Source organism: Lysobacter sp. GQ73 (genome assembly GCF_059758755.1).
In genome coordinates this window covers 209,994-234,739 of record NZ_JCAXEE010000007.1, presented here as the reverse complement: position 1 = coordinate 234,739, position 24,746 = coordinate 209,994, and the positions used below count along the sequence as shown (strand labels likewise).

16 protein-coding genes are annotated in these 24,746 nt (G+C 67.3%); 12 read left to right on the top strand and 4 right to left on the bottom strand.

The features are described from left to right. Positions 1 to 400 precede the first annotated feature (400 nt). Positions 401 to 1,348: a Vps62-related protein gene (locus AC6CH2_RS18890; protein ID WP_498270532.1), complete on the top strand. Its 948-nt coding sequence runs from the start codon at positions 401 to 403 to the stop codon at positions 1,346 to 1,348. 1,571 nt (positions 1,349 to 2,919) lie between these two features. Here the strand turns inward: AC6CH2_RS18890 and AC6CH2_RS18885 are convergent. The 4 genes from AC6CH2_RS18885 to AC6CH2_RS18870 form a co-directional block, all read right to left on the bottom strand. Beyond that, complete coding sequence (locus AC6CH2_RS18885) at positions 2,920 to 3,165, bottom strand: hypothetical protein (protein WP_435396670.1); 246 nt, start codon at positions 3,163 to 3,165, stop codon at positions 2,920 to 2,922. A 283-nt stretch (positions 3,166 to 3,448) separates the two neighbouring features. After that, the gene (locus AC6CH2_RS18880; protein WP_498270531.1) at positions 3,449 to 5,803 is read right to left on the bottom strand and encodes a YjbH domain-containing protein; all 2,355 of its coding nucleotides are present in this window, start codon (positions 5,801 to 5,803) and stop codon (positions 3,449 to 3,451) included. Positions 5,804 to 5,847: 44 nt separating this feature from the next. After that, entirely contained in the window at positions 5,848 to 6,771 is a 924-nt protein-coding gene (locus tag AC6CH2_RS18875; protein WP_498270530.1) for a capsule biosynthesis GfcC family protein, read from the bottom strand. Positions 6,772 to 6,804: 33 nt separating this feature from the next. Beyond that, positions 6,805 to 7,911 carry a polysaccharide biosynthesis/export family protein gene (locus AC6CH2_RS18870; protein WP_498270529.1) on the bottom strand — a complete coding sequence of 369 codons (1,107 nt, stop codon included), beginning with the start codon at positions 7,909 to 7,911 and terminating at the stop codon, positions 6,805 to 6,807. 1,136 nt (positions 7,912 to 9,047) lie between these two features. Here AC6CH2_RS18870 and AC6CH2_RS18865 point away from each other — a divergent pair. The 11 genes from AC6CH2_RS18865 (at position 9,048) to AC6CH2_RS18815 (ending at position 24,745) form a co-directional block, all read left to right on the top strand. After that, positions 9,048 to 9,464 (top strand): low molecular weight protein-tyrosine-phosphatase, encoded by a 417-nt coding sequence (locus AC6CH2_RS18865; RefSeq protein ID WP_498270528.1) that lies wholly within the window; start codon positions 9,048 to 9,050, stop codon positions 9,462 to 9,464. 36 nt (positions 9,465 to 9,500) lie between these two features. Further along, on the top strand, positions 9,501 to 11,726 hold the full coding sequence (locus AC6CH2_RS18860) for a polysaccharide biosynthesis tyrosine autokinase (protein WP_498270527.1): 2,226 nt from the start codon (positions 9,501 to 9,503) through the stop codon (positions 11,724 to 11,726). Next, on the top strand, positions 11,674 to 12,303 hold the full coding sequence (locus AC6CH2_RS18855) for a hypothetical protein (protein WP_498270590.1): 630 nt from the start codon (positions 11,674 to 11,676) through the stop codon (positions 12,301 to 12,303). The genes AC6CH2_RS18860 and AC6CH2_RS18855 overlap by 53 nt, the downstream gene beginning before the upstream one ends. Before the next feature lie 385 nt (positions 12,304 to 12,688). Then, on the top strand, positions 12,689 to 14,956 hold the full coding sequence (wecB, locus tag AC6CH2_RS18850) for a non-hydrolyzing UDP-N-acetylglucosamine 2-epimerase (protein ID WP_498270526.1): 2,268 nt from the start codon (positions 12,689 to 12,691) through the stop codon (positions 14,954 to 14,956). Between the two features lie 166 nt (positions 14,957 to 15,122). After that, positions 15,123 to 16,379, top strand: coding sequence for a UDP-N-acetyl-D-mannosamine dehydrogenase (gene wecC / locus AC6CH2_RS18845; protein ID WP_435395873.1), 1,257 nt, complete (start codon positions 15,123 to 15,125; stop codon positions 16,377 to 16,379). 37 nt (positions 16,380 to 16,416) lie between these two features. Then, positions 16,417 to 17,703 (top strand): oligosaccharide flippase family protein, encoded by a 1,287-nt coding sequence (locus tag AC6CH2_RS18840; protein WP_498270525.1) that lies wholly within the window; start codon positions 16,417 to 16,419, stop codon positions 17,701 to 17,703. Then, complete coding sequence (locus AC6CH2_RS18835; protein WP_498270524.1) at positions 17,700 to 18,290, top strand: acyltransferase; 591 nt, start codon at positions 17,700 to 17,702, stop codon at positions 18,288 to 18,290. The genes AC6CH2_RS18840 and AC6CH2_RS18835 overlap by 4 nt, the downstream gene beginning before the upstream one ends. Before the next feature lie 64 nt (positions 18,291 to 18,354). Next, positions 18,355 to 19,686 (top strand): hypothetical protein, encoded by a 1,332-nt coding sequence (locus AC6CH2_RS18830; RefSeq protein ID WP_435395876.1) that lies wholly within the window; start codon positions 18,355 to 18,357, stop codon positions 19,684 to 19,686. Continuing rightward, positions 19,683 to 20,780, top strand: a complete 1,098-nt coding sequence (locus tag AC6CH2_RS18825; protein WP_498270523.1) for a glycosyltransferase family protein — start codon at positions 19,683 to 19,685, stop codon at positions 20,778 to 20,780. Before AC6CH2_RS18830 ends, AC6CH2_RS18825 begins: the two co-directional genes overlap by 4 nt. A 115-nt stretch (positions 20,781 to 20,895) precedes the next feature. After that, positions 20,896 to 23,049 carry a bi-domain-containing oxidoreductase gene (locus AC6CH2_RS18820; protein ID WP_498270522.1) on the top strand — a complete coding sequence of 718 codons (2,154 nt, stop codon included), beginning with the start codon at positions 20,896 to 20,898 and terminating at the stop codon, positions 23,047 to 23,049. Positions 23,050 to 23,092: 43 nt separating this feature from the next. Beyond that, entirely contained in the window at positions 23,093 to 24,745 is a 1,653-nt protein-coding gene (locus AC6CH2_RS18815) for a heparinase II/III family protein (RefSeq protein WP_498270521.1), read from the top strand. Position 24,746: the final 1 nt, after the last annotated feature.

Here is a 24,746-nt window from a genome sequence, read left to right as displayed (position 1 = left end):
GCGAGCCGGGGCTCCGGGCGCAGGCGATGAAAACGCACAAAGCGTGCCAAGACGTGACGTCCGGCACATTGCTTGTTAAATATACGTGATCGACATGGGACCAATGTCACACTACTGACGCTATCCGTCACACCTCGCCCAGCCCGGTCACTCCCGGTCACGTTCTGTACAGGTCGCGCTTCCGCAGAACGGCGACCCGGATCGATCGACGTTGGGCGGTCGAGCCCCGGTCCCGCGCGACCTCGGGCGTCTCCCGGGCCGGCCCCTTCGACATCGCAGGCACGGTCTTGTCGGGTGCCGTTCCGATTACCGCCGCCCCGCCCTAGGGTCAGCCCGGATGCTGGCGCCGGAACCGCATCACTACACTGCGACGGCGACCTCCCGCGCCTGGAGCAGTGCCATGTATCCCTCCGATATTTCCGGCCCCGCCCGCCATTACCTGCCGCCGGCCGATCCGGTCGTGCCGCCGGCGCTGACGCCGGCGCAGCAGCAGGAGCTCGCCCAGCGCTACGCCCCGATCCTCTACTTCCATCCCGAGGAAGAAAATTTCCTGCAGGATCCGAACACGTATATCGAGCAGTCGACCCTGCGCCAGGAGCGCGACTTCTGGGGCGACAAGGAACTGCACGGGCTCGGCGAAGTGCCGGCGGACGAACTGGCCCAGATCGGCCCCGACAACAAGAGCGCCGACAGCCAGAAGTTCCTCGACCACCAGAACGAAGAGCTCGGCGACGGCGTCCGCGACGGCGACCTGAGCAACAGCAAGAACCTTTACCAATACGACGCCGAAACCAACACCATCACCTATCACCTGTTCTATTCCTACAACGACGGCCCGCCCGGCCTCGGCGACGTGCAGAACCACGAAGGCGACTGGGAAAAGATCACCGTCCAGCTCGACGACCAATACCAGCCGACCGCGGTGCGCTACAGCGCCCATGGCGGTCTGAACGCCGAGCGCTCGTGGGCGGACACGCCGAAGGAAGACGGCCGCCCGGTGTCCTACGTCGGCCAGGGCTCGCATGCGAACTTCCCGGAGACCGGCTCGTGGGAAACCAAGGCCCCCGGCATCGACGATTCCGCCGAGAGCGGCGGCGTGCGCTTCGACCTCGCCGGCCAGCCGGCCGTCGATGTGACCACCCAGGCCTGGTACGGCGGCCACGTACTGTGGGGCGAACGCGGCAGCGGCCAGGAACTGGGCATCGGCGAGACCACCGGCCCGACCGGCCCCTCGGCCGACAAGGGCCCGATCGTCGCCGGCGACGCCGACCCGTCGCTGGAACCCATCGACGAAAAACCGTCCTCCCCCTTCTTCGGCCCCTATCCGCCGTTCCTGTTCCCGCGTTGAGCGGTGGGGCCGCCGCGCCCCTTCGCTCTCGCGTCTCTTCGCTGGGCCTATGACGTGAGATGCGGCCACGACACGCGTTGCGGCGACAACGCCGATATCGCCAATCGAAGCAGCATGCGGTCGCGAGACTAGGAGCGGCGCAAGCCGCGACCGTATCGCAGCGACCCGCGGCGCTTCGATCAGCAAGCGCAGAACTCACCCCTGTGCAGGAGCGTGACTCGCGACCGCGCAGCCTGGTTTTGCCCGCGCCGCCCGCCGCAGTTCGCGGTCGCGGCTTGCACCGCTCCTACCCTGGAGACAGTTCGCCGCTTCGATGGATGACATCCGCCCCGGCACCTCTGCGCGTCCCGTGGTCGCGGCTCACGCCGCTCCTACAGGGATGGTCTTGCCGCATCTGATTCCCTATCCCGCCTTTGGCCTTGGCCGCTGTTGCTGTGCGTCGCCCGGCACTCGCGAAGGCCATAGAAGACCCGGAGGGCGGCCCGCAGGGATGCGGGCCGTTTTTCATCGGGACAGGGATGTCCCGTATGAAAAATCTCCGCGTCGGCATCGGTCATGCGGGCCCTTGATTCAAAGAGAAGCATTTTTCTTTGGTTACCTTTCTTTTGTTGCTTTAGACAAAAGAAAGTAACCCGCCGCTTTAGTGGCGGAAGCTTTGGGTTTGATCTTGATCTTGATCTATTAGATGAGAGAGGCGCCGCAAGACCGCCGCAGCGATGTCGCGGCTTGCGCCGCTCCTACCCTGGCGAAGGCACGCCGCTTCGATGGGTGACATCCGCCCTGGCACCTCTGCGCGTCCCACGGTCGCGGCTCACGCCGCTCCTACAGGGAGTCTCGCTGCTATTCGATTTCTATTGGTAGTCTTGGCCTTGCGTCGTCTCGCACTCGCGAAGGCCATAGAAGACCCGGAGGGCGGCCCGCAGGGATGCAGGCCGTTTTTCATCGGGACAGGGATGTCCCGTATGAAAAATCACCGCGCCGGCATCGGTCGTGCGGGCCCTTGATTCAAAGAGAAGCATTTTTCTTTGGTTACCTTTCTTTTGTTGCTTTAGACAAAAGAAAGTAACCCGCCGCTTTAGTGGCGGAAGCTTTGGGTTTGATCTTGATCTTGATCTATTAGATGAGAGAGGCGCCGCAAGACCGCCGCAGCGATGTCGCGGCTTGCGCCGCTCCTACCCTGGCGAAGGCACGCCGCTTCGATGGGTGACATCCGCCCTGGCACCTCTGCGCGTCCCGCGGTCGCGGCTCACGCCGCTCCTACAGGGAGTCTCGCTGCTCGACAAAAGAAAGTAACCCGCCGCTTTAGTGGCGGAAGCTTTGCGTTTGATCTTGATCTTGATCTATTAGATGAGAGAGAGGCGCCGCAAGACCGCCGCAGCGATGTCGCGGCTTGCGCCGCTCCTACCCTGGCGAAGGCACGCCGCCTCGATGGGCGACACAAGCATTGGTGTCTCTGCGCGTCCCGCGGTCGCGGCTCATGCCGCTCCTGCAGTGGCTGGACACGGAGTCCGGTGCCGGAGCGGACGAACGCCAGTCCAACCAGGAAGCCCAACCATGCCCCCACCGTCCCCTCAACGACGAATCTCGAACCCCGGATTCTCATTGAGCGACCCATCCGGCTCCAACACCGCAAACCGCTCGCCGTCGGGGTGGAACACCACAGGTACCGGCTCGCGGAACAGCGGCCGCCGCACGAAACGCAATTCCCAGCGGAAATGCTCCAGGGTCGTCAACGCGTCCAATTGCTCGCGGGTCAGCCCGGCGCGCAGCGCCACGGTGCTGGGCTGTTCGGTTCCGCGTCGTTCGCGATCGGCCATCGGGCATTGCTCCTCGTTAGATGTCGCCGACGCCATGATCCGGCAAACGCCCTGCGAATGTCACGCCGGCCGCAGCACCACGCCGGGTTCATGCAAATCGCCCCCCTCCCGCGGACGACATCCGGTCGTGCGCACCTGCCGACACCACGCATCGCGGCACCGCACTGACCGGGCCCGCTCTTGCCGCGTCCCCCGCCGTATCGGCCCTTACGCCCGTGCACGGCATATCCGCTGTGCATCACAGCGTCGATCGAAGGCGCGGACCGGCCCCGGACCGTGTCGCCTATTCGACGATGCGGTGCAGGTTGCCGGAGAAACTGGCGCGATCGCGGTCTTCGGTCAGCGAGTACAGGCCGTAACGCTTGTTCAAGCGCGCGCCGTTGTCGCGGATACCCGGCGACCAGGCGAAGTCGGCGCGGCTGCGGCTGGAACGCTGCCGGGCCAGGTCGAACGGGATCGACAGATACAAGCCGCGGTCGAAACCGCCGTCGCCGGGCCGTCGGGGCGAGTACTCGGTGAACGTCGCATAGGCGCCCATCCGCACGCCGTTGTCGAACTGGCGCGAGACATCGACGGTCGCGCCCCAGTCGCGCGCCAGATAGCGTCCGGCGCTGAGCTTGACGGTGACGTCCTGATAACCGGTGTCGATGTAGGCGCTGACGTGGCCGGTGACGGTGCGGTAACGACGGAACGAAAAGTCCTGGTCGAAGCTGCGCTGACGCACCCAGTTGACGTCGGCACCGATCGCCCAGCGTTGCCCGAACGGACGGTACAGGGTCTCGGCGCCGGCGCCGCCGTACATGCTTTCGAGCATGCCGACATAAGCCATGCCGTACCAGTCGGCGCCGAGCGAACCGGCCGCGGTCAGCTGCAACTGCGGCAGGGTCACCCGCGACGAGGTCACGTACTCGCGTACGTCGCTGCGCACGCGAGGCAGGCTCGTCGTCGCGCCGCCGCCGTAGCGGTCGTAGTTGTCGGCGATCAGGGCCTCGATCCGGCCGCTCAGCCACAGGTTCGACGCGAATCGGTAGTCGGCGTCGTAGGCCATGCCGATCTTGTACAAGGCCGCGGTATCGGGCGCACTGAGCTCATGGCCGAGGCTGAGGCCGAGTCCGCCGCTGTAGCGGTCGAGCGGCGCCCGGTACAACAAGTCTTCGCGACGCGCCTGCGGGCGATTGCGCTCGACCCCGAGGCGGAAGCTCTTCAGATCGGCCTCGCCGTCGAGCAACTCGCCGAAGCGTTCGCGCTGCACGCTGGTTTCGACCACTTCCATGCCGGCGCGGGTCGAAACCAGGGTGTACCAATCGACCGAACCGTCGAGCCGGTTGTCGAGGATCCGCGCGGTGCGGCCCAGGCCCTTGGCCGAATGCCGATAGCGGGTCTGCTCGCCGGTGACGAACAATTCGCTGCCGCGCCGCGAGATCTTGCTGACCCTTACGCCGGCGTTGTCGTACAGCTCGCGACTGACCTGCTCCCAGTCGACCTGCTCCGGCGCGGTCGGCTCGGGCCACGCCTGCGACGCTGAGGTCTGTGTCGCCGCGGTATGCGGCAAGTCGGCGTGACGCGTTGCGCCGGCATTACCGACTGCGTACGGCGGCGCGAGATCCATAAAGGGTGGCGCTTGCGGCAACGGCGAAGCGACGCCCGCCTCGGCCAGGGTCCCCGAAGCGCGCAATGTCACCGTCGTCGCCGCGAGCCCTGCTCCCACTGCGGCCGCAGCCGAGGAATCCGCTGCCGGCGCCGCATCGGCCATCACCGGCACCGCCGGGGCATCGCCGTAACGACGCGCGATCGGCGGCGGGTCCTTGGTCTTGAGCGGGGCCTTGAGCGGCTCGGCGAGGCGGGCGGCATTGGTGTGCAGGGTCAGCGCGAACGAGGCGGTATTGCCGCGCTGCAAGCCCAGGCTCAGGTCGAGATGGCGGTTGGGGCGATAGACCACGCCGACATTGAACGGCGAGCTTTGCTCGATCCGGCGCGGGCCGGGCTCGTGCCGATAGTCGTTGCCGTCGTACTCGACCTTCACCTCCCAGGGCTTGCCGGCCGGGCGATAGGTTACGCCGCCGAACACCGCGGCGCGACCGTGGAAATACCGCGGCCGGTCGAACTGGTAGCGCGCGTCGGACACGCCGCCGCGCGAAGGCCGGTGATCGAAGCGGTCGTCGAGCGCCGACAACGGGTTGGACAGATTGCCGCGCGCACCGAGATGGCCCCAGGCCAGACCGAGGCTGGCATCGACCGGTCCAAAGCGCTTGCTGGCGACGAGATACTCGCTGGAGAAATAGCGCCGGCCCGCGATGTCGCGCGCACCGACCGCCACCTCCGGCATGTACCGGCTCTCGCGGCTCAGGCGGATCTTGGCGTCGAAGGCCTTGGCCGAGTTCGAACGGCGGCCATCGACGAACGGCGCCGCGTCGTCGTCGAAACGGGTGTAGCGAAAATTGCCTTCCAGCCACGACAAGGGCTGGGCGGTGAAGTTGTAGCGCGCGTACGGCTCGACCCGGCTGACCGAGAACGCGAGTTCGCCGGCATCGGCCATGCGAGCGGTCGGCGTCTGCCACAGGCCGGCGCCGCCGAAGTCGCCCTGGGTCGGCGCCTGGTCGCCGGCATGGGCGAACCGCGCGGCCAGCGTGGCGACCACCAACAGCGCGAACTGGCTGTGGCGCGGTGGCGGACGGTCGGTGTTCAGAACGGCCCCGCTTCGGCGTCGCCGGCGCCCGCTTCGGGTTTTGGCGCCACACTGCCCGCGTCGGGCAAGATTTGAGTGGCCAGGAACTCGGCGTACTCGCGATTGAGGTCGGGCGCGATCCGCCGCACGCGCCGCTGATCGATCGGCACATAGATCGTCGTGCCCGCCGCAGGCCACAGCGGCTCGCCGCGATTCCACAGGGCGATGCCGTACTCGCTGACTTGGCCGTCGGGGTGGACCAGGTATACCCGATCGCGGTCGGCCTCGGCCGCGGCCGGGCACTCTTCGAGATAGTCGAAGACCTTGCGCCAGCTCGCATGCGCCAGCACGCAGTCCTTGGCGACGGCGCCAACGACGCGCAGCTCCTTCGGCAACTCGGGGTAATGCAGGCGGTCGCCTTCGGCCAGCGGCGCATTGCTGGCGCGATCGCGTTCCAGCACGTTCATGTCGAGCGAGACGATGCGGCGACCGGTCGCCGGCAGCGCCCGCACCGTGGCGGCCATGCGCTCGCTCAGCGCCAGCAGACCCGCGTCGTTGCGGGCGTTCGCGTCCGCGCGTACCTGCGACAGATCGAACAGCACGCCGACCCGGAAGCGCCGCTGCGCTTCGACCAGGCTCGGACGCAGCCAGGCCGCGCCGGCCACGTAAGCCTGCGGCCGCACCCGTGCCGCCAGCACCGCGTCGCGCAACCGGGCCCGGCCGGGATACGCCTGCTCGCCGGGACGCTCGACCGCGCCGCTCACCGCGACCCGCGTCTGCGCGCCGGCCGAGGCGCCGTACCAGGCGAGCGACACGAGCGCCGCGAGCGCGAGCCGCGCGGCGAGAGTGCCGGCGAACCTTCGGGCGAACCCGCGCGCGAGCGTGGTCGTCCGCAGGAATCGGCCGCCCACGAGCGCTGCATTGGTGCTGCGATTACCCATCCGCTCGTTCGCCTTGCTGCTCGAACTCCCGGCTCAGCGCTCGAGGAGGTCCTGCGTATTCGCGGAGTTGTTGAGGATGTTGGAGAACGGCAACAGCTGGTTGACGAATCGGTTCCAGCGCGTCACCCCGGCCGGGCCGACGAACACCACGTCGCCGGCGCGGACCGTGAACTGGCTCGCCAGGGCATAGGACGCCGGCGATTTCGCGCTGAGGTGATAGATCTTGGCCGGCTGCTTCTGCATGTCCTCGGTGCCGCGGATGACGTACACCGCATCGCCCTTGGCGGTCAGCGGATTGAGTCCGCCGGTGCGGCCGAGCGCTTGCGACAAGGTCATGTCGCTGGTCTTGAAGTTGATCGCCATCGGCCGGATCACTTCGCCGACCACATAGACTTCCTTGCGGTCGTTGTACGGCAGATAGATATGGTCGCCGGCCTTCAGGTAGATCTCGGGCGCGATCTGCTTGCCGCGGTTGAGCGCGTCGAGATCGAGCCGGTAGTGCTGGCCGGCGCGCGTCAGCACCAGGCCGGACAGGTCCGCGCGCAAGGGGTCGATGGTGGCGCTGCCGATCGCCTGCGACAGGGTCAGCGGCGTGGCGGTGATCGACTGGCGCTCGGTCTTCACGAACGCGCCCTGCAGGGTCACGCGCTGGCTGCCGTAATCGATGATGCTGACGTCGACCTGCGGGCTTTCGATCACCTGGGCGATCTTCGCGGTGATCAAATTGCGCAGTTCGTCGATGGTCTTTCCCTGCGCCTGCAGCGAACCGATATAGGGATAGAACAGCGTGCCGTCCGGCCCGACCATGCGGCCGTTGGCCGCGGTCTGCTGCTGGGTGCCGGCCGGCGAGGTCAGTTCGGGGTGGTCCCAGATGGTGATGTACAGCGTGTCGCCGGCGCCGATGCGGTAGGGCTCGGGCTTGTAGGCCAACAGCTCTGCCGGCACTTCCGCCACCGGCGCCTCGGCCTTGTCCATCGCCAACAGCTTCGGCGTGATCGGCACGATCTCGACGTGGTCTTCGTCGAGCGACGCGTCGCTCACGAACTGCTTCGGGCTCATGTGTTGGCCGGGGGCCCACATGCAGCCGTTGAGTCCGACGACGGCGGCGGCGATCGCCACCCAGCCAGAAAGCTTTCTCATATGCGGTTCAATCTCTCGTTGTCGCGAGCGCGTTCGATGCGCCGGACGGGTTCGTACATCGGCCTGTCGAAAGGACGGCCGACTTCAGGGATGTCGATGGGAGTTCGGTGGAAAGGCCGGCCGCTGCCGACGATGCCGCGTCAGAGGACCCCGCAGGCCCTTTCGACGCGATCGCCGCCGGCATCCATCGCCTGGAGCCGTGGCGCAGCGGCGGCCGAGGGGCTCGACGGTGAAAGGGGGGTCGATCCGGTGCGGCCCAATGCACAGCGCGGGATGCTGCGGGTAGCGAAGCCGGGGGCGCGGTCCGGTGGATCGGCGCGGTGGCCTGCGACAACACGGGCGAGGTACTTCATGAGACGTGGGCTCCTAGCGGATACGATCGTTAGCAGTGCAGTCCCCTGGCCGAAGTATAGCGACAGCGCGCGGCGAATGGCCCTTCGCCGTTCATGTGGGCTCGGGCAAACGGTACCGCATCACGTTTTCGCCGCGTTGCGATGCGATGCGCAATCGCCGTATCGCTTGCGGCAAGGCCTTGCGCGCGCTGCGCATACACCCGATCGCGCCGGCGATGTTCAGCGAAGGCTTAGGTTTCGCGTTGCGATACCTGACCGCATCGCCGATCCTCCATCGCCGATGCCGTGCATGTTGCATACGGATGACATCGTCGAAGAACGGATTTCGCATTCGCAAGAACGAATCGAAACCGGCGGAACCGGCGCGAGATACACGAACGCTCCGACTCTTCATCGACGACGCCCTTCATGCGACAAGCGCGCAGATAAATCCAATTCCGTCAAAACAGCGTTAAAAACTCGGTATATACGAAGCGAAGCCAATCGGATGCGCGCAATCGCCGAGTGACTGGCGTCACGTCTTCGATGTCACGGGCCTGCTTCGTGTTGACCCTGCAAGAATCAGCTCTTACATTCCGCACCGTCACTTTCGGCGCACTGCAACATGTTGCGTGCATCGAATCGCCGACGGCACGGAGCCGGACGAGGGGCCCGACGGTCGCACCGCCTGGCCCGATGATTCTGCAGCCGCCGGCGTCGCGCATGCGAGGTCGAAACTTTTCCCGGGCCGTTCCGATGCCCCATCCAAGGTGAGACTCAGCGCACGTGTTCAACCGGGTTTTGATGGTCTGCATCGGCAACATCTGCCGAAGTCCGACCGCTGAAGTGCTTCTGCGTGAGCGCCTGAAAGGCAAGAACATCGTCGTCGAATCGGCGGGCCTGGCCGCGGTGGTCGGCCATCCGATCGACGCCACCGCGCAAGCCCTGCTCAACGAGCACGGCTTGAACGGCGAGTCGCACGTGGCGCGGCAGATCGATCGCGCGATGATCGATTCGGCCGACCTGATCCTGGCGATGGAGCGCAAACACCTCAACGCGGTGCTGCAGTTGGCGCCGCACGCACGCGGCAAGACCTACCTGCTGGGCAAATGGCAGGACGACACCGCTGTTCCGGATCCGTACCGGCAGCCTCGCAGCGCTTTCGAACAGGCCTATCAGCTGATCAACTCAGGGGTGAGTAGCTGGGCGGCCCATCTTTGACAGAGCACGATCCACTCTTCAGCAGGTCTCACCCCAATGTCGAAAACATCCGCGGCTCCTGGTCCGTCTCAGGACGATAACGATGAGATCGATCTGGCCGCGCTACTCGGCACGCTTATCGACCACAAGTGGCTGATCGCCAGCGTCACCGCCGCCGGTTTCGCCCTCAGCCTCGCCTATGCCCTGCTCGCCGCACCGGTCTACCAGGCCAACGCGATGATCCAGGTCGAGTCCAACACCCCGACCCTGCCAGGCCTCAACGCGGTCTCGCAGGTGCTGACCGATTCGGCGCCGCAGGCGGTCACCGAGATCGCGCTGCTGACCTCGCGCGCGGTGGTCGGCAAGGCGGTCCAGGACCTCAAGCTCGACGTGCAGGTCGAGCCCCGGCAGTTTCCGCTGATCGGCGGCGTACTGTCGCGTCGCTTCACTCCCTCCAGGCCGGGCGAAGTCGCCTCGCCATGGTTCGGCCTGAGCAGCTACGGCTGGGGCGGCGAACGCCTCGACGTGTTCCAGTTCGACGTGTCCAGGGAACTGCTGGGCCTGCCGCTGACCCTGGTCGCCGACAACGGCGGCGCGTACCGGCTGTACGACGAAGACGACAACCTGCTGCTGACCGGCAAGGTCGGTGAGCCCGCCGCCGGCGGCGGGGTCAAGCTGCAGATCAAGGAAATGGCGGCCAATCCCGGCATGCGCTTCGACCTGGTCAAGCTGCCGAGCCTGGCGATCATCACCGCGCTGCAGAAAAACCTGACCGCGACCGAGCGCGCCAAGGACTCGGGCATCATCCAGCTGAGCTATCTGCTCGGCGATCCGGTCCAGGCCGCCGCCACCCTAGACGCGATCACCCGCCAGTACACCCGCCAGAATGTCGAGCGCAATTCCGCCGAAGCCGCCAACAGCCTGGAATTCGTCAAGGGCCAGCTGCCCAACGTGCGCCGCGACCTGGAGAAGGCCGAGCAGGCGCTGAACGCCTACCAGTCGCAGGCGCATACCGTCGACATCACGGTCGAGACCAAGTCCTACCTCGACCAGATCGTCGCGCTCGACAACAGCATCTCGCAGTTGAAGATGCAGCAGGCCGAAGTCAGCCGCCGCTATACCCCCAAGCACCCGGCCTACCGCGCCTTGCTGGAGCAGCTAGGCGAGATCGAGGCGCGCAAGAAGGAAATCAGCGACCGCATCGACGGCCTGCCCGAGACGCAGCAGGAGCTGCTGCGCCTGACCCGCGACATGCAGGTCAGCACCCAGACCTACACCAACCTGCTCAATCAGGCCCAGCAGCTCGACATCGCGCGCGCCGGCACGGTCGGCAACGCCCGCGTCATCGACCCCTCGGTGGTCGACGTCAACGAGCCGGTCAAGCCCAAGCGCCTGCAGCTGGTGCTGATCGGCACCTTCCTCGGCGCGTTCGCGGCGATCGGCTGGGTGCTGGTGCGGCAGATGCTCAACCGCGGCGTCGAGGAAGCCAAGGAAATCGAACAACTGGGCCTTTCGGTCTATGCCTCGATTCCGATGAGCCAGTACCAGCGCGACCACGAGAGCCTCGGCAAGCGGTTGCACAGCAACGGCAAGCGCCACGACAAGCCGCATCTGTTGTCGCTGGACGCGCCCAACGACCTGGCGATCGAGGCCATGCGCAGCCTGCGCACCGGCCTGCATTTCGCCATGATGGAGGCCAAGAACAACATCCTGATGATCTGCGGCTCGGGCCCGAGCGCCGGCAAGACCTTCGTCTCGACCAACCTCGCCACGGTCATCAGCCAGGGCGGCCAGCGCGTGCTGCTGATCGACGCCGACCTGCGCCGCGGCACCCTGCACCGGGTGATGGGGCACAGCAACCAGAACGGCCTGTCCGACCTGCTGGTCGGCCGCGTCGACGTCGCCGGCGCCACGCGTCACTCGACCATCCCCGGCCTGGATTTCATTCCGCGCGGTCAGGTACCGCCGAATCCGTCCGAGCTGTTGATGCACCCGAACTTCGCCACCTTGTTGAACACGGTGTCGCAACGCTACGACCTGGTGGTCATCGACACCCCGCCGATCCTGGCGGTGACCGACGCGGCGATCATCGGCCGCTACGCCGGCACCAGCCTGCTGGTCGCGCGTTTCGGCTTCAACTCCGCCAAGGAACTGGCGCTCGCCAAGCAGCGCTTCGAGCAGAACGGTATCGAGCTCAGGGGCGCCATTCTCAATGCGGTGGAGAAGCGCCATGACAGCACCTACGCCTACGGTTACGAATACCAGCCGCTCGTCGAACGTTGACCGGCGGCTCGCGGCGCGGGGATCGTCCCTGCGCCGCGAATTTCGCGAAGACGATTGTCGCGAGGACTGCGGCACGGCGCCGGCGCGGTTCGATGCAGGGCGAGCATTTCCGCTCATTCGCCTCGCCGATGACATGGCACCGTCATGCGAGCGCGGCAGCCTGTCGGCGCTGCGCGATCGGCGCATGCTTCGATCGCGCGGCCGCCGCGCATCGCGCTTGCGCGCCACCGGCCGGTTCGACGAGGCAGACCGGCGCACTGCAGCCGCACCCATCGGGAAAGTGCTTGCCGGATTCGAAAACGCCGGTTTTTGCCGGAAAAACGACGATACGAATAGCACCGGAAGCGGATGGACAAATTCTGACCATTGGACTTTTTTACGCGACGACCAGGCAATGCGTAAGCGAAGGTCGCAGTTCGCATGCGAAGCGCGGCCCAGAACGGAATCACGCTCGCTCACACACCGCGAATGCGAACGACAAATGAACGAAACATGGGATTCGCGTTGCCTGGGACGGCGTCACCGTGAAAGCCCTTACGGATTCACAGTATTTTTCAAACTCGAAATGGCACCCTAGGCGCACGTATGCAGCTCACCGTGTAGTACACAGGCAAGCAGTCGCGCACGAGCACGCATGCAAACGGACGCCGCCACACGCAGGCGATCCCAGCGACATGCGATGCACAGCGCATCTGAACCCACGGCCGCCGGACATGTCGATCAGTCACTCCATTCACATTTTTGTCGAACGCTTTTGCTCGAACCGACCGGGACGTCCCGGTCGCCGCACCTTGAACAGCCGCAAGAACAACTAGAAACGCCAAAGGGACGATCACCGTGGGGGGCGGCGATTGTCGGCCAGGTCAACGAAGACTACCCCCGGACTCATCGTCATGCTGGATGAAAAATTTGCGATAGCGTGCGCCCTCGCGCTATTCGTCACCTGTGCCGCGATGTACGCGATGCATCCTCTGGCCGAACACATCGGACTGGTGGACCGGCCCAATGCCCGCAAGCGGCATCAGGGGCATATCCCGGTCATCGGCGGACTGTGCTTCTTCGCCGGCCTGCTCGCCGGCGCCGTCTATCTCGGCCTGGCCGACCGCTACGCGCTCTCGTTGCTCGGCAGCGCCGCGCTGATCGTGGTGGTCGGCGCGATCGACGACGCCAAGGACCTGAGCGTGCGTTCGCGCCTGTTCGTGCAGGTGCTCGCGACCGGCCTGATGATCACCGGCAGCGGCCTGTATCTCAACGACATCGGCAACGTGTTCGGCACCGGCCCGATCCACCTCGGCCTGCTCGGCATTCCGCTGACGGTGATCGGCGTGGTCGGCCTGATCAACGCCTTCAACATGCTCGACGGCATCGACGGCCTCGCCGGCAGCCTGGCGATGGTCAGCATCGCGGCGATCGCGCTGTTCGATCGCGCCGGCCTGCTCTCGCAAGGCGCCCTGCCCCTGCTGGCGGTGTTGTTCGCGGCCCTGATTCCCTATCTGTTCGTCAACCTCGGCGGCTGGCGCGGGCGCAAGATATTCATGGGCGACGCCGGCAGCATGCTGCTGGGTTACGTGCTCGCCTGGAGCCTGATCTACATGAACCAGCGCGGCACCCCGCGCATCCATGCCGCCGCCGTGCTGTGGTGCGTCGCCCTGCCGGTGATCGACACCCTCGCGGTGATGTACCGCCGCGTGCGCCAGGGACGTTCGCCGTTCAAGCCCGACCGGCAGCACCTGCATTACATGCTGCTCGACTCCGGCCGTTCGCCGCGCGCGACCCTGCTGATCCTGATCGCCGCCGCCTGCGCCCTGACCGCGCTCGGCTATTCGCTGCGCGGCGCCGGGCTCGGCCTGAACCTGCTGCTGTTCTTCGGCCTGCTCGGCGGCTACACCACCGCGACCACGCATGGCTGGAAACCGCAGCCGGCACCGACTGGCCTGCCCGCGGGCGAGCCCGCGGCCGCACCCGCCCCGGCGCTCGCCGAGGCCTCGACCTTGAGCTTCGGCCGCAACGAGCTGTTCGGCGACGACAGCGGGAGTCTGCCGGCGATGGCTTCGACCTCGGCGACGCCGCAGTCGGCCTACCGGATCAAGACCCTGTGCGTGTTCGGCACCCGCCCGGAAGCGATCAAGATGGCGCCGCTGGCCCTGTTGCTCGCCGGCGACCCGCGCTTCGAAGCGCGCGTGTGCGTGACCGGCCAGCACCGGCAGATGCTCGACCAGGTCCTGACCCTGTTCGACATCCAACCCGATTACGATCTCGCGATCATGAAGCCGGGCCAGGACCTCACCGACGTCACCACCGCGATCCTGACCGGCATGAAGCGCGTGCTGTCGGAGCTCAAGCCCGACGTGGTGCTGGTGCACGGCGACACCTCGACCACCATGGCCACCACCCTGGCCGCGTATTACCAGCAGATTCCGGTCGCCCACGTAGAGGCCGGCCTGCGTACCGGCAATCTGTATTCGCCGTGGCCGGAAGAAGCCAACCGCAAGCTCACCGGCGCGCTCGCCGCGATCCATTTCGCCCCGACCCAGTCCTCGAGCGACAACCTGCGCGCCGAAGGCATCCCGACCGACCGCATCGAAATCACCGGCAACACCGTGATCGACGCGCTCAAGCAGGTGGTGCATCGCATCGAGCACACCCCGGCGCTGCGCGCCGAGTTGTCGGCGCAGTTCTCGTTCCTGCGTCCGGAGCGGCGCGTGGTGCTGGTCACCGGCCATCGCCGCGAAAGCTTCGGCGGCGGTTTCGAGCGCATCTGCCACGCGCTGCGCGACATCGCCCTGCGCCATCCGGACGTCGACATCGTCTATCCGGTGCACCTCAATCCGCAGGTGCGCGAACCGGTCAACCGTCTGCTCAGCGACATGCCGCAGATCCACCTGATCGAGCCGCTGGACTACCTGCCGTTCGTATACCTGATGAACGCCGCGCACATCATCCTGACCGACTCCGGCGGCATCCAGGAAGAAGCGCCCTCGCTCGGCAAGCCGGTGCTGGTCATGCGCGACACCACCGAGCGTCCGGAAGCGGTCGGCGCGGGCACGGTCAAGCTGGTCGGCACCGACCGCAAGGCCATCGCCGACGGCATTACCGCGTTGCTCGACGATCCCGCCGCGTACCGGGCCATGAGCATCGCCCACAACCCCTATGGCGACGGCAAGGCCTGCCAGCGCATCGTCGAGGCCCTGGCCGGCCTCAAGACCACCGCATCGCAGTTGGCGGCCTGAGGCCCGCACCGGCAGGCGCCGCGGGCCCCGGCCTGCGCGCCGCATGCGCAGCGCAGGCGGCCGGCTCGCCTGCGTTCGGCTTTCGCAGCGTCGCCTCTTCCCATTCCGCCATCTTTCTCAATCGCGCAGCAACGCCCTCCCCCGCGGGCATTCAACGGAGTCTTTCATGAGTTTCGAAACCGTCTCGGTCATCGGCCTTGGCTACATCGGATTGCCCACCGCCGCCGCGTTCGCCGCGGCGCGCAAAAAGGTGATCGGCATCGACATCAACCGCCATGCCGTCGATACCATCAACCGGGGCGAGATCCACATCGTCGAACCCGAGCTCGACGTCGCCGTGCGCGCGGCGGTCACCGGCGGCTTTCTGCGCGCCTCGACCCAGCCCGAACCGGCCGACGCCTTCCTGATCGCCGTGCCGACCCCGTTCAAGGGCGACCACGAGCCCGACCTGGCCTACATCGAAGCGGCCGGCAAGGCGCTGGCGCCGGTGCTCAAGAAGGGCGACCTGGTGGTGCTGGAATCGACCTCGCCGGTCGGCGCCACCGAACGCCTCGCCGGCTGGCTCGCCGCCGCGCGCCCGGACCTGAGCTTCCCGCAGCAGGCCGGCGAACAGGCCGACGTCAACGTCGCCTACTGCCCCGAGCGCGTACTGCCGGGCCACGTCATGCGCGAGCTGATCGAGAACGACCGGGTGATCGGCGGCATGACCCCGCGCTGCTCGGAACGCGCCTGCGAGCTGTACAAGAGCTTCGTGCGCGGCGAATGCGTGGTCACCAACGCCCGCACCGCCGAGATGTGCAAGCTCACCGAGAACGCCTTCCGCGACGTCAACATCGCCTTCGCCAACGAGCTGTCGATCATCTGCGACAAGCTCGGCATCAACGTCTGGGACCTGGTGCGCCTGGCCAACCGCCATCCGCGCGTCAACATCCTGCAGCCGGGCCCCGGCGTCGGCGGCCACTGCATCGCGGTCGACCCCTGGTTCATCGTCGACAGCGCGCCGGACGAGGCGCGCCTGATCCGCACCGCGCGCGAGGTCAACAACGGCAAGCCGGCCTGGGTCATGAACAAGGTCGAGGAAGCGATCGAGCAGGCCGCGGCCGACGGCAAGCAGGGCAAGGACCTGACCATCGCCGTGTTCGGCCTGGCCTTCAAGCCCGACATCGACGACCTGCGCGAAAGCCCGGCGCTCGATATCGCGATCGAGCTGGCCAACCGCCACCCGGGCCGCGTGCTCGCAGTCGAGCCGCACATCTCGGTGCTGCCGGACAAGCTCAACTCGCCGAACGTGATCCTGGTGGATCTGCCGACCGCGAGCGCGCAGGCCGACATCGCCGTGCTGCTGGTCGACCACAAGCCCTTCAAGGAGCTGTCGATGCCGGCGCACCTGAAGATCATCGACACCAAGGGCATCTGGACCTGAGCGCCGCCAGGCGCTCGACCCGGACACGACCACGATGATGCGGCGACTGATCACCACGGCCAGCCTGTCGGCGTTGAGCGCCATGGCCTCGCGCGGCGCGGTGTTCGCCGGGATCCTGTTCACTGCGCATTCGCTGGGGCCCACCGCGTTCGGTCAGTTCACCCTGATCCAGACCACCGCGCTGTTGTTCACCACCTTCTGTGCGTTGAGCCTGGGCCAGATGGCGACCAAGATCGTCGCCGAGGCGGCGGCCACCGACCCGCGCCGCATCGCCACCGCGCTGACCGTGTCCTACGGCTCGGCGCTGTTCGCCTCGCTGTTGTTCGCGGCCCTGTTGCTGGCCTTGTCGTATCCGCTGGCGGTCAAGGTCGGCGGCTCGACCGATCTGGTCGCGGTATACGCCGCCTCGGCGCTGCTGGTGCTGACCGGCTTCGTCACCGCGATCCAGAACGGCGTCGCCCTGGCCCTGCACAAGGTCAAGGAACAGGCGCTGGCGAACCTGATCAGCGCGCCGCTGGTGTTCCTGGCGATCGTGCTGGCGGCATTGCGACGCGACATCGCCTGGGCGATCTACGGCTACATCGCCGCGCAGATCGTGATCGTGCTGGGCCAGGAGCACGCCCTGCGCCGCTACCGGCGCGAGCAGGGCCATCGTCTGTCGCTGCGCAGCACCGAGCGCGGCGACTGGACCGTGCTGTGGAAGCTCGGCCTGCCCTCCTCGGTCTCGGGTCTGCTGACCATGCCGAGCATCTGGCTGTCGATGGTGATGCTGTCGAGCAGCGCCGGCGGCGCCACCAGCCTCGGCAATTTCTCGCTGGGCAACCAGGCGCGTTCGATCCTGATGTTCGGCATGGGCGTGGTCGCCAACGCCACCCTGCCGCTGCTGGCGGCGGCCTTGGCGCGCGGCGACAAGCACGAGGCCAATACCGCCCTGCGTCATTCGATCCTGCTGCTGGTCACGGTCACCGCCGCGGTCGCCGGCGTGGTCGCGCTGGCGGCGCCGCCGCTGATCCACCGCTTCGCTCCGGCCTATGCCGGCGCGATCGTGCCGCTGCAATGGCTGTTGCTGTCGACCGTGGCGATGGCGCCGACCACCATCCTGATGCGCAAGGCCACCGCCGACGGCCGGCCGGGCGTGTTGTTCGCCGGCAATGCGGTGTTCTCGGCCGCCCTGCTCGGCGCCAGCGCGCTGGCGCTGCATCTGCACGGCGGCGCCACCGGCCTGGCGATCGCCTACGTCGTCGCCACCACCGCCCAGTTGTCGACCTTCGCATTCTGCAATCGCGGCGAGTTCCGCAAAGCGCTGCCTGGAAGCCTCCCATGAACGTAACGCGTCTGCTCAAGAAATCCGTCGTGCTGTCGATCATCCGCGTCGGCTGGTTCATCAAGCCCGGCTTGGTGACGCGTCTGTTCGCATGGTTCCTGCGCTCGGAAGGCGCGCACATCGAAGGCATGCCGAATTATCTTTCGGCCAAGATCTGGTTCGACGGCACCGACTATTCGCTGATCACCCTCGGCGAGGGCTGCACGATCTCCAGCAACGTGCGCATCCTGACCCACGACGCGGCCATCAACACCGTGGCCAAGGAACTCGGCATCCGCTTCGACAAGCCCGAAATCCGGGTCAAGCCGGTGCGCATCGGCCGCTTCAGCTTCATCGGCACCGGCTCGATCATCATGCCGGGCGCCGACATCGGCGCCGGCTGCATCGTCGCCGCCGGCAGCGTGGTGCGCGGCAAGATCGCCCCGCTCAGCATCGTCATGGGCAGCCCGGCCCAGGTGGTCGGCTCGGTCACCGACTACCTCGGCAAGACCTATCCGCACCTGTTGCCGAGCGCGGTGCGCGACACCGCGCATCCGCCGGCCGAACCCGAACTGAGCTCCTGGCGCAGCCGCGGCAACGCGCACTGACGCTTCCACCCTCCATTCCGCCTCCTCTCCACCGCAGCACCCACGGATCAATCACGGCGTCGTCTTGGCGATTCTCTATTTCATCTTCTTCACGAGCCTGACCCTGCTGACGTTCCTGCGCGTCGGCGGGCGGATGGACCGTATGTTCGTCAAGCCGATCTACGCCTTCCTGCTCGGCATGGCCTTCATCTACGGCTTCATGCCGTGGGTCAAGGAACTGCGCGGCATCCAGTCCTACCCGTTCTATTACTCCACCGACGCCAAGGCCATGGCGCTGATGCTGTCGGCGATGTTCTGCATCTCCGGCATCGGCGGCTACCTGGCGATGGGCGGGTTCTCGTCGCCGTCGCTGCCGAAGGTGCGCAGCCTGACCGCGCGCGAACGCCGGCGGGTGCTGGTGCTGGTCGGCATTCCGGCGATGGCGGCGGTGCTGTACCTGGCGCGCACCATCGCCAGCCACGACCTCGCCGACTACATGCGCGACCGCATCGTGATCCGGCGCGGGCTCGGCCCGGCGGTGGTGCTGGCGTTCGCCGCGATCTGCTACGGCGCCATCCTGGTCACCAATTATCTGGCGGTGAAGAAGGAACGCGGGCGCAGCCCGGCGCTGTGGCGGCTGATCGCGATTTCGGCCACGGTGTTGGTGATCGCGGTGGCGTTCGTAGCGATGGGCAACCGCAACTTCGTCTTCAGCCTGATCGCGATCATCCTGTTCGCGTCGCTGTCGATGTTTCCCGGGCGCCTGCGCAAGGCGCTGATGCTGCTGCCGGTGATGCTGGCGCTGGCGCTGGGCTTTTCGGCCTGGGCCAAGATCCGCACCACCCTCGACAGCGCCGGCCCCTCGGCCCTCAGCGGCCAAGACCCGACCGAGCTGCTGGTCTATGGCTTGAACGGCGCCTTCGGCAACAGCGAAAACCTGATCTGGCTGGCCCAGCACGATTACGCCTGGCAACCGTTGTGGGGCGAGACCCTGTTCGCCGCCGCGGTCAATCCGGTGCCGCGCGCGATCTGGCCCGACAAGCCCTTCGGCGGCGGCCCGGCGTTCCGCAACATGATCTACCCCGGCAGCTACACCCTCGACGGCGAGAAGCTGACCTCCTACACCACCGGCCTGCCGACCGAGGGCTACATGAACTTCGGCATGCTCGGCCTGATCCTGTTCGGCGCGGTCAACGGCATCTGCCTGGCCCTGATCCGCAACGCCTATTCGCGGCTGCGCACGGTCACCCCGGTCGGCGTGGTGATCTACAGCTTCTCGATCTTCATGTTCTCGATTGGATTTCTGTATATGGAACTGCTCGGCGGCTGGAGCCGTTATTTCATCACCGTGTTGCTGCTGTTCGCGGTGAGTTACCTCGGCAACCGGCCGATCCGGTCCAGGCTGGTGACGGCATGAACGCGATCATTCTCGGCCAGGGCAACCCCTACCTGAAGAATCCGTACCTGAGCAAGCTGTCGAAAGTGCTCGAAAGCGCGTCGATCCCCTACGAGTTCTGGATCTGGAGCCGCGACAAGCAGGCCGCCGAATTGCCGCGGGTGAAAGTGCTGCTGAGCTTCGGCTCCTGGGGCGGCGGCGCGGTCAACGCCCTGGGCTACGCGCTGTGGGTGGCCTGGCTGACCCTGCGCGTGTTCGCGCAGCCGCGCGCCGGCATCTACTTCTGCTCGCGCCTGGACGCCGCCCTGCCCTGCGCCCTGGTCGCGTCGGTGCGCCGCTGCCAGTACGTCTTCCTCGACCGCGACAAGCTCTCCAAGAGCTATGCCTGGCCGAAGCCGGTCAAGCGGATCATCGAATGGGTCGAGGGCTTCGTCGGCCGCCGCGCCTCCCTGCACGTGTTGCCGGGCGCCTCGCGCGCGGTCGACGGCGACGCCGCCAACATCCGCATCGTCCGCAACACCCCGCACACCGACGTGATCGAGCGCGCCCGCAGCCTGGCCGCCGGGCTGCCGCCGAAGAGCGGCCGCCTGCGCGTGCTGATCAGCGGACTGATCTCGCCCGAACGCGGCGCGACGATGATGCGCGAGGCGGTCGAGCAGACCGCCGGCCGCATCGAATTCGTCGCCGCCGGGCGTTTGCTCGGCGACGACGCCAAGCGCCTGGCCGAACTGCTCGGGCCCCACTACCGCGGCATCGTCAGCAACGAGGACGCGCTGGCGCTGTTGCTGAGCGCCGACGTGGTCCTGGCCTTCTACGACCCCTCGCTGGAGATCAACCGCCTGGCCGAGCCGAACAAATGGTTCGATTGCGCGGCGCTGGAGATTCCGTTCTTCACCAACCCCGGCCTGAGCACCTCGCAGCCGTTCGAGGACGCGCAGGCCTGTTTCCTCTGCGACTACGGCGACAGCCGCCAGCTCAGCGAGCAACTGCTGCGCATCGCCGACCAGCCGGCGCTGCTCGAACAGCGCCGCGCCGGCCTGCGCACCCTGCGCTACGAAGCCTGGGACACGGCGATGGCGCGCGTGATCGCCGAATGCGCGAGCCTGACGCCATGAACCCTCAGCGCACAAACCGCCGGGGTTTCCTGCCGCACTGAACACACCTGCCGATCGGCCGCGCGGCTGCAAGGCCGGCGCGGCATCCCCCCTCTCGATACGTACTGGAATCACCATGCAACAGGTCCTGCAAAACCTGCGCGACGGCAGCACCGAAATCGCCGACGTGCCCGCCCCCGCCCTGCGTCGCGGCCATCTGCTCATCCGCACCCACGTCACCCTGGTCTCGGCCGGCACCGAGCGCATGCTGGTCGAGTTCGGCAAGGCCAACATGCTGCAGAAGGCGCGCCAGCAACCCGACAAGGTGCGCATGGTGCTGGAGAAGATCCGCACCGACGGTCTGGCCACCACCGTCGACGCTGTGCGCAGCAAGCTCGACCAGCCGCTGGCCCTGGGCTATTGCAACGTCGGCACGGTGATCGGCGTCGGTGCCGGCGTGACCGGCTTCGAGGTCGGCGACCGGATCGCCTCCAACGGCAAGCACGCCGAGGTGGTAGCGGTGCCGTCCAACCTGTGCGTCAAGATCCCCGACAACGTCGGCGACGAGGCCGCGGCCTTCACCGTGCTCGGCGCGATCGCCCTGCAGGGCATCCGCCTGGTCCAGCCGAGCCTCGGCGAGGCGGTGGTGGTCACCGGCCTGGGCCTGATCGGCCTGATCACCGTGCAACTGCTGCGCGCCCACGGCTGCCGCGTGCTCGGCATCGACTTCGACAGTTCCAAGCTCGCCATCGCGCGCAGCTACGGCGCCGAGACGGTCGACCTGTCCAAGGGCGAAGACCCGCTGGCCGCGGCGCAGGCGTTCTCGCGCGGGCGCGGCGTCGATGCGGTGCTGATCACCGCCTCGACCAAGAGCAACGAACCGGTCTCGCAGGCTGCGCACATGTGCCGCAAGCGCGGCCGCATCGTCCTGGTCGGGGTGACCGGCCTGGAACTGTCGCGCGCGGATTTCTACGAGAAGGAGCTGTCGTTTCAGGTCTCGTGCTCGTACGGCCCGGGCCGCTACGACCCGTCCTACGAGGAACGCGGCAACGACTACCCGGTCGCGTTCGTGCGCTGGACCGAGCAGCGCAACTTCGAGGCGGTGCTCGACATGATGGCCAGCCGCGCGATCGACGCGCCGCCGCTGATCAGCCACCGCTACTCCATCGCCGAAGCCGAACAGGCCTATGCCCTGCTCGGCGGCCACGAGCCCTCGCTCGGCATCGTCCTCGACTACGGCCGCGACAAGGCGATCCCGGAAGCCCTGGTCCGCCGCACCGTGCCGCTGCCGGTCAAGGCCACCGCCGCGACCGGCACCGACGACAAGAACGGCGACGCGATCGCCTTCATCGGCGCCGGCAACTACGCCGGCCGGGTGTTGATTCCCGCGTTCGCCAAGGCCGGCGCCGAGCTGCACACGGTGGTGTCCAGCGGCGGCGTCAGCAGCGTCCACTTCGGCAAGAAGTTCGGCTTCCGCAACGCCAGCACCGACACCGACGCGACCCTGCGCGAGAACGGCGTCGGCTCGGTGGTCATCGCGACCCAGCACGGCAGCCACGCCGAGCTGACCCTGAAGGCGCTGCGCCACGGCAAGCACGTGTTCGTCGAGAAGCCGCTGTGCCTGACCCTCGACGAGCTGCAGGCGATCGAAAAAGCGTATTCGGAGCATTCGGCGTACGGCCGTCCGCCGGTGCTGATGGTCGGCTTCAACCGCCGCTTCGCCCCCCAGGTGCAGAAGATGCGCAGCCTGCTGGCCGGCGTGCGCGAGCCCAAATCGTTCGTGATGACGGTCAACGCCGGCGCGATCCCGGCCGACCACTGGACCCAGGACAGCCAGCTAGGCGGCGGGCGCCTGATCGGCGAGGCCTGCCACTTCGTCGACCTGCTGCGCTTCCTCGCCGATTCGCCGATCGTCGGCCACCAGCTCACCGCGGTCGGCAACGTCCCCGGCGCCGGCATCCGCAGCGACCGGGTCAGCTTTACCCTGAGTTTCGCCGACGGCTCGTTCGGCACCGTGCATTACCTGGCCAACGGCGACAAGAGTTTTCCGAAGGAGCGCCTGGAGGTGTTCACCGCCGGCCGCGTGCTGCAATTGGACAACTTCCGCCGCTTGCGCGGCTTCGGCTGGCCGGGTTTCAAGAAAATGAACCTGTGGCGCCAGGACAAGGGCCAGGCCCAGTGCGCCGCGGCCTTCATCCAGGCGGTCAAGGGCCAGGCCGCGCCGCCGATTCCGGCCGAAGACGTGTTCGAAGTGGCGCGCGTCACCATCGAACTGGACGCCTCGGTCTGAATGCCATGCGCCGCCTGATCGTCCCCTCGAACGGAACGCGGTCGTGACCTCGTCGTCGCGAGTGCCGCGGCTGTGGCATACGGTGCGCCATCTGCGCGCCGTGCAGATCTACGGTCGCGCCTGGCATCGCCTGCACCGGCCGCGCATCGACGACTCGCCGGCGCCGCCGCCGGCGGTGGTGCGCGACCGTTGGCGCGGTTGCGCCCGCGCGGCCTCGATGCTGAGCCCGCAACGTTTCCGGTTCCTCAACGACGAGCACGAGATCGCCGGCGACGACTGGAACAGCACCGCGCTGCCGAAGCTGTGGCTGTACAACCTGCACTACTTCGACGATCTCAACGCCGACGACGCGGCTTCGCGCCTGGCCTGGCACCGCGACCTGATCCGGCAGTGGATCGCGGCCAATCCGCCGGCCGCCGGCAACGGCTGGGAGCCGTATTGCCTGTCGCTGCGCATCGTCAACTGGGTCAAGTGGTGCTGCGCCGGCGACACCGTCACCGACGCGGCGCTGCGCCGCAGCGTGCTCAACAGCCTGGCGACCCAGGCGCGGTATCTGCGCGGCCGCCTCGAACGGCATCTGCTCGGCAACCATCTGTGGGCCAACTACAAGGCGCTGCTGTTCGCCGGCGCCTTCTTCGACGGCGCCGAGGCCGAACGCTGGCGCAACGTCGGCCTGCGCGGCCTGCGCACCGAGATCGGCGAGCAGATCCTCGCCGACGGCGGCCATTTCGAACGCAGCCCGATGTATCACGCGATCCTGCTCGAGGACCTGCTCGACCTGGTGCAATTGGCCGCCTTGTTCCCGGGCGCATTCCCGGAGCGCGAGATCGAACTGTGGCGCGACCGCGCCAGCCGCATGCTCGGCTGGCTCGCGGTGATGACTCACCCGGACGGCGGCATCGCCTTCTTCAACGACGCCGCCCACGGCATCGCCCCGACCCTGGCGCAGTTGCAGGCCTATGCGCGCCTGCTCGGCGTCGCGGTGCCGCCGGCCTGCGACGACGCGGTGCAGGCGCTGCCGGCGTCGGGGTATGTACGGCTGCAATGCGCGGACGCGGTGCTGATCGCCGACGTCGGCGAAATCGGCCCGGCCTATCTGCCCGGCCACGCCCACGCCGACACCCTCAGTTTCGAACTCTCGCTCGGCGGCCGGCGGGTGCTGGTCAACGCCGGCACTTCGCGCTACGACATCGGCGCCGAACGCCTGTGGCAGCGCGGCACCGCCTCGCACAACACGGTGGAGATCGACGACGAGGATTCCTCGGAAGTCTGGAGCAGTTTCCGGGTCGCCCGCCGCGCCCATCCACTTTCGGTGGAACACGGCCGCAACGCCCAGGGACTGTGGCTCAGCGCCGCCCACGACGGCTACCGGCGGCTCAAGGGCCGGCCGTTGCATCGCCGGCGCTGGCTGCTGCAGGCCGGACGCTTGTTGGTCGAGGATCGCATCGAAGGGGAGTTCGAGCGCGCAGTGGCCCGCTACCGGCTGATGCCCGACATCCGCCTCGACGGCCAGGCCTTGCGGCTGGACGAGTCCACGAGCTTGCGCTGGGAGGTCGAACCGGCCGCCGCGACCGCTGCCGCCGCCCGCAGCACCTATCACCCCGGCTTCGGCCTCAGCCAGGCCTGCGACGTTCTCGAAGTCGCGCTGACGCCCGAGGCCGCCACGCTCACCACCACGTTCCACTGGGATTGCTGAG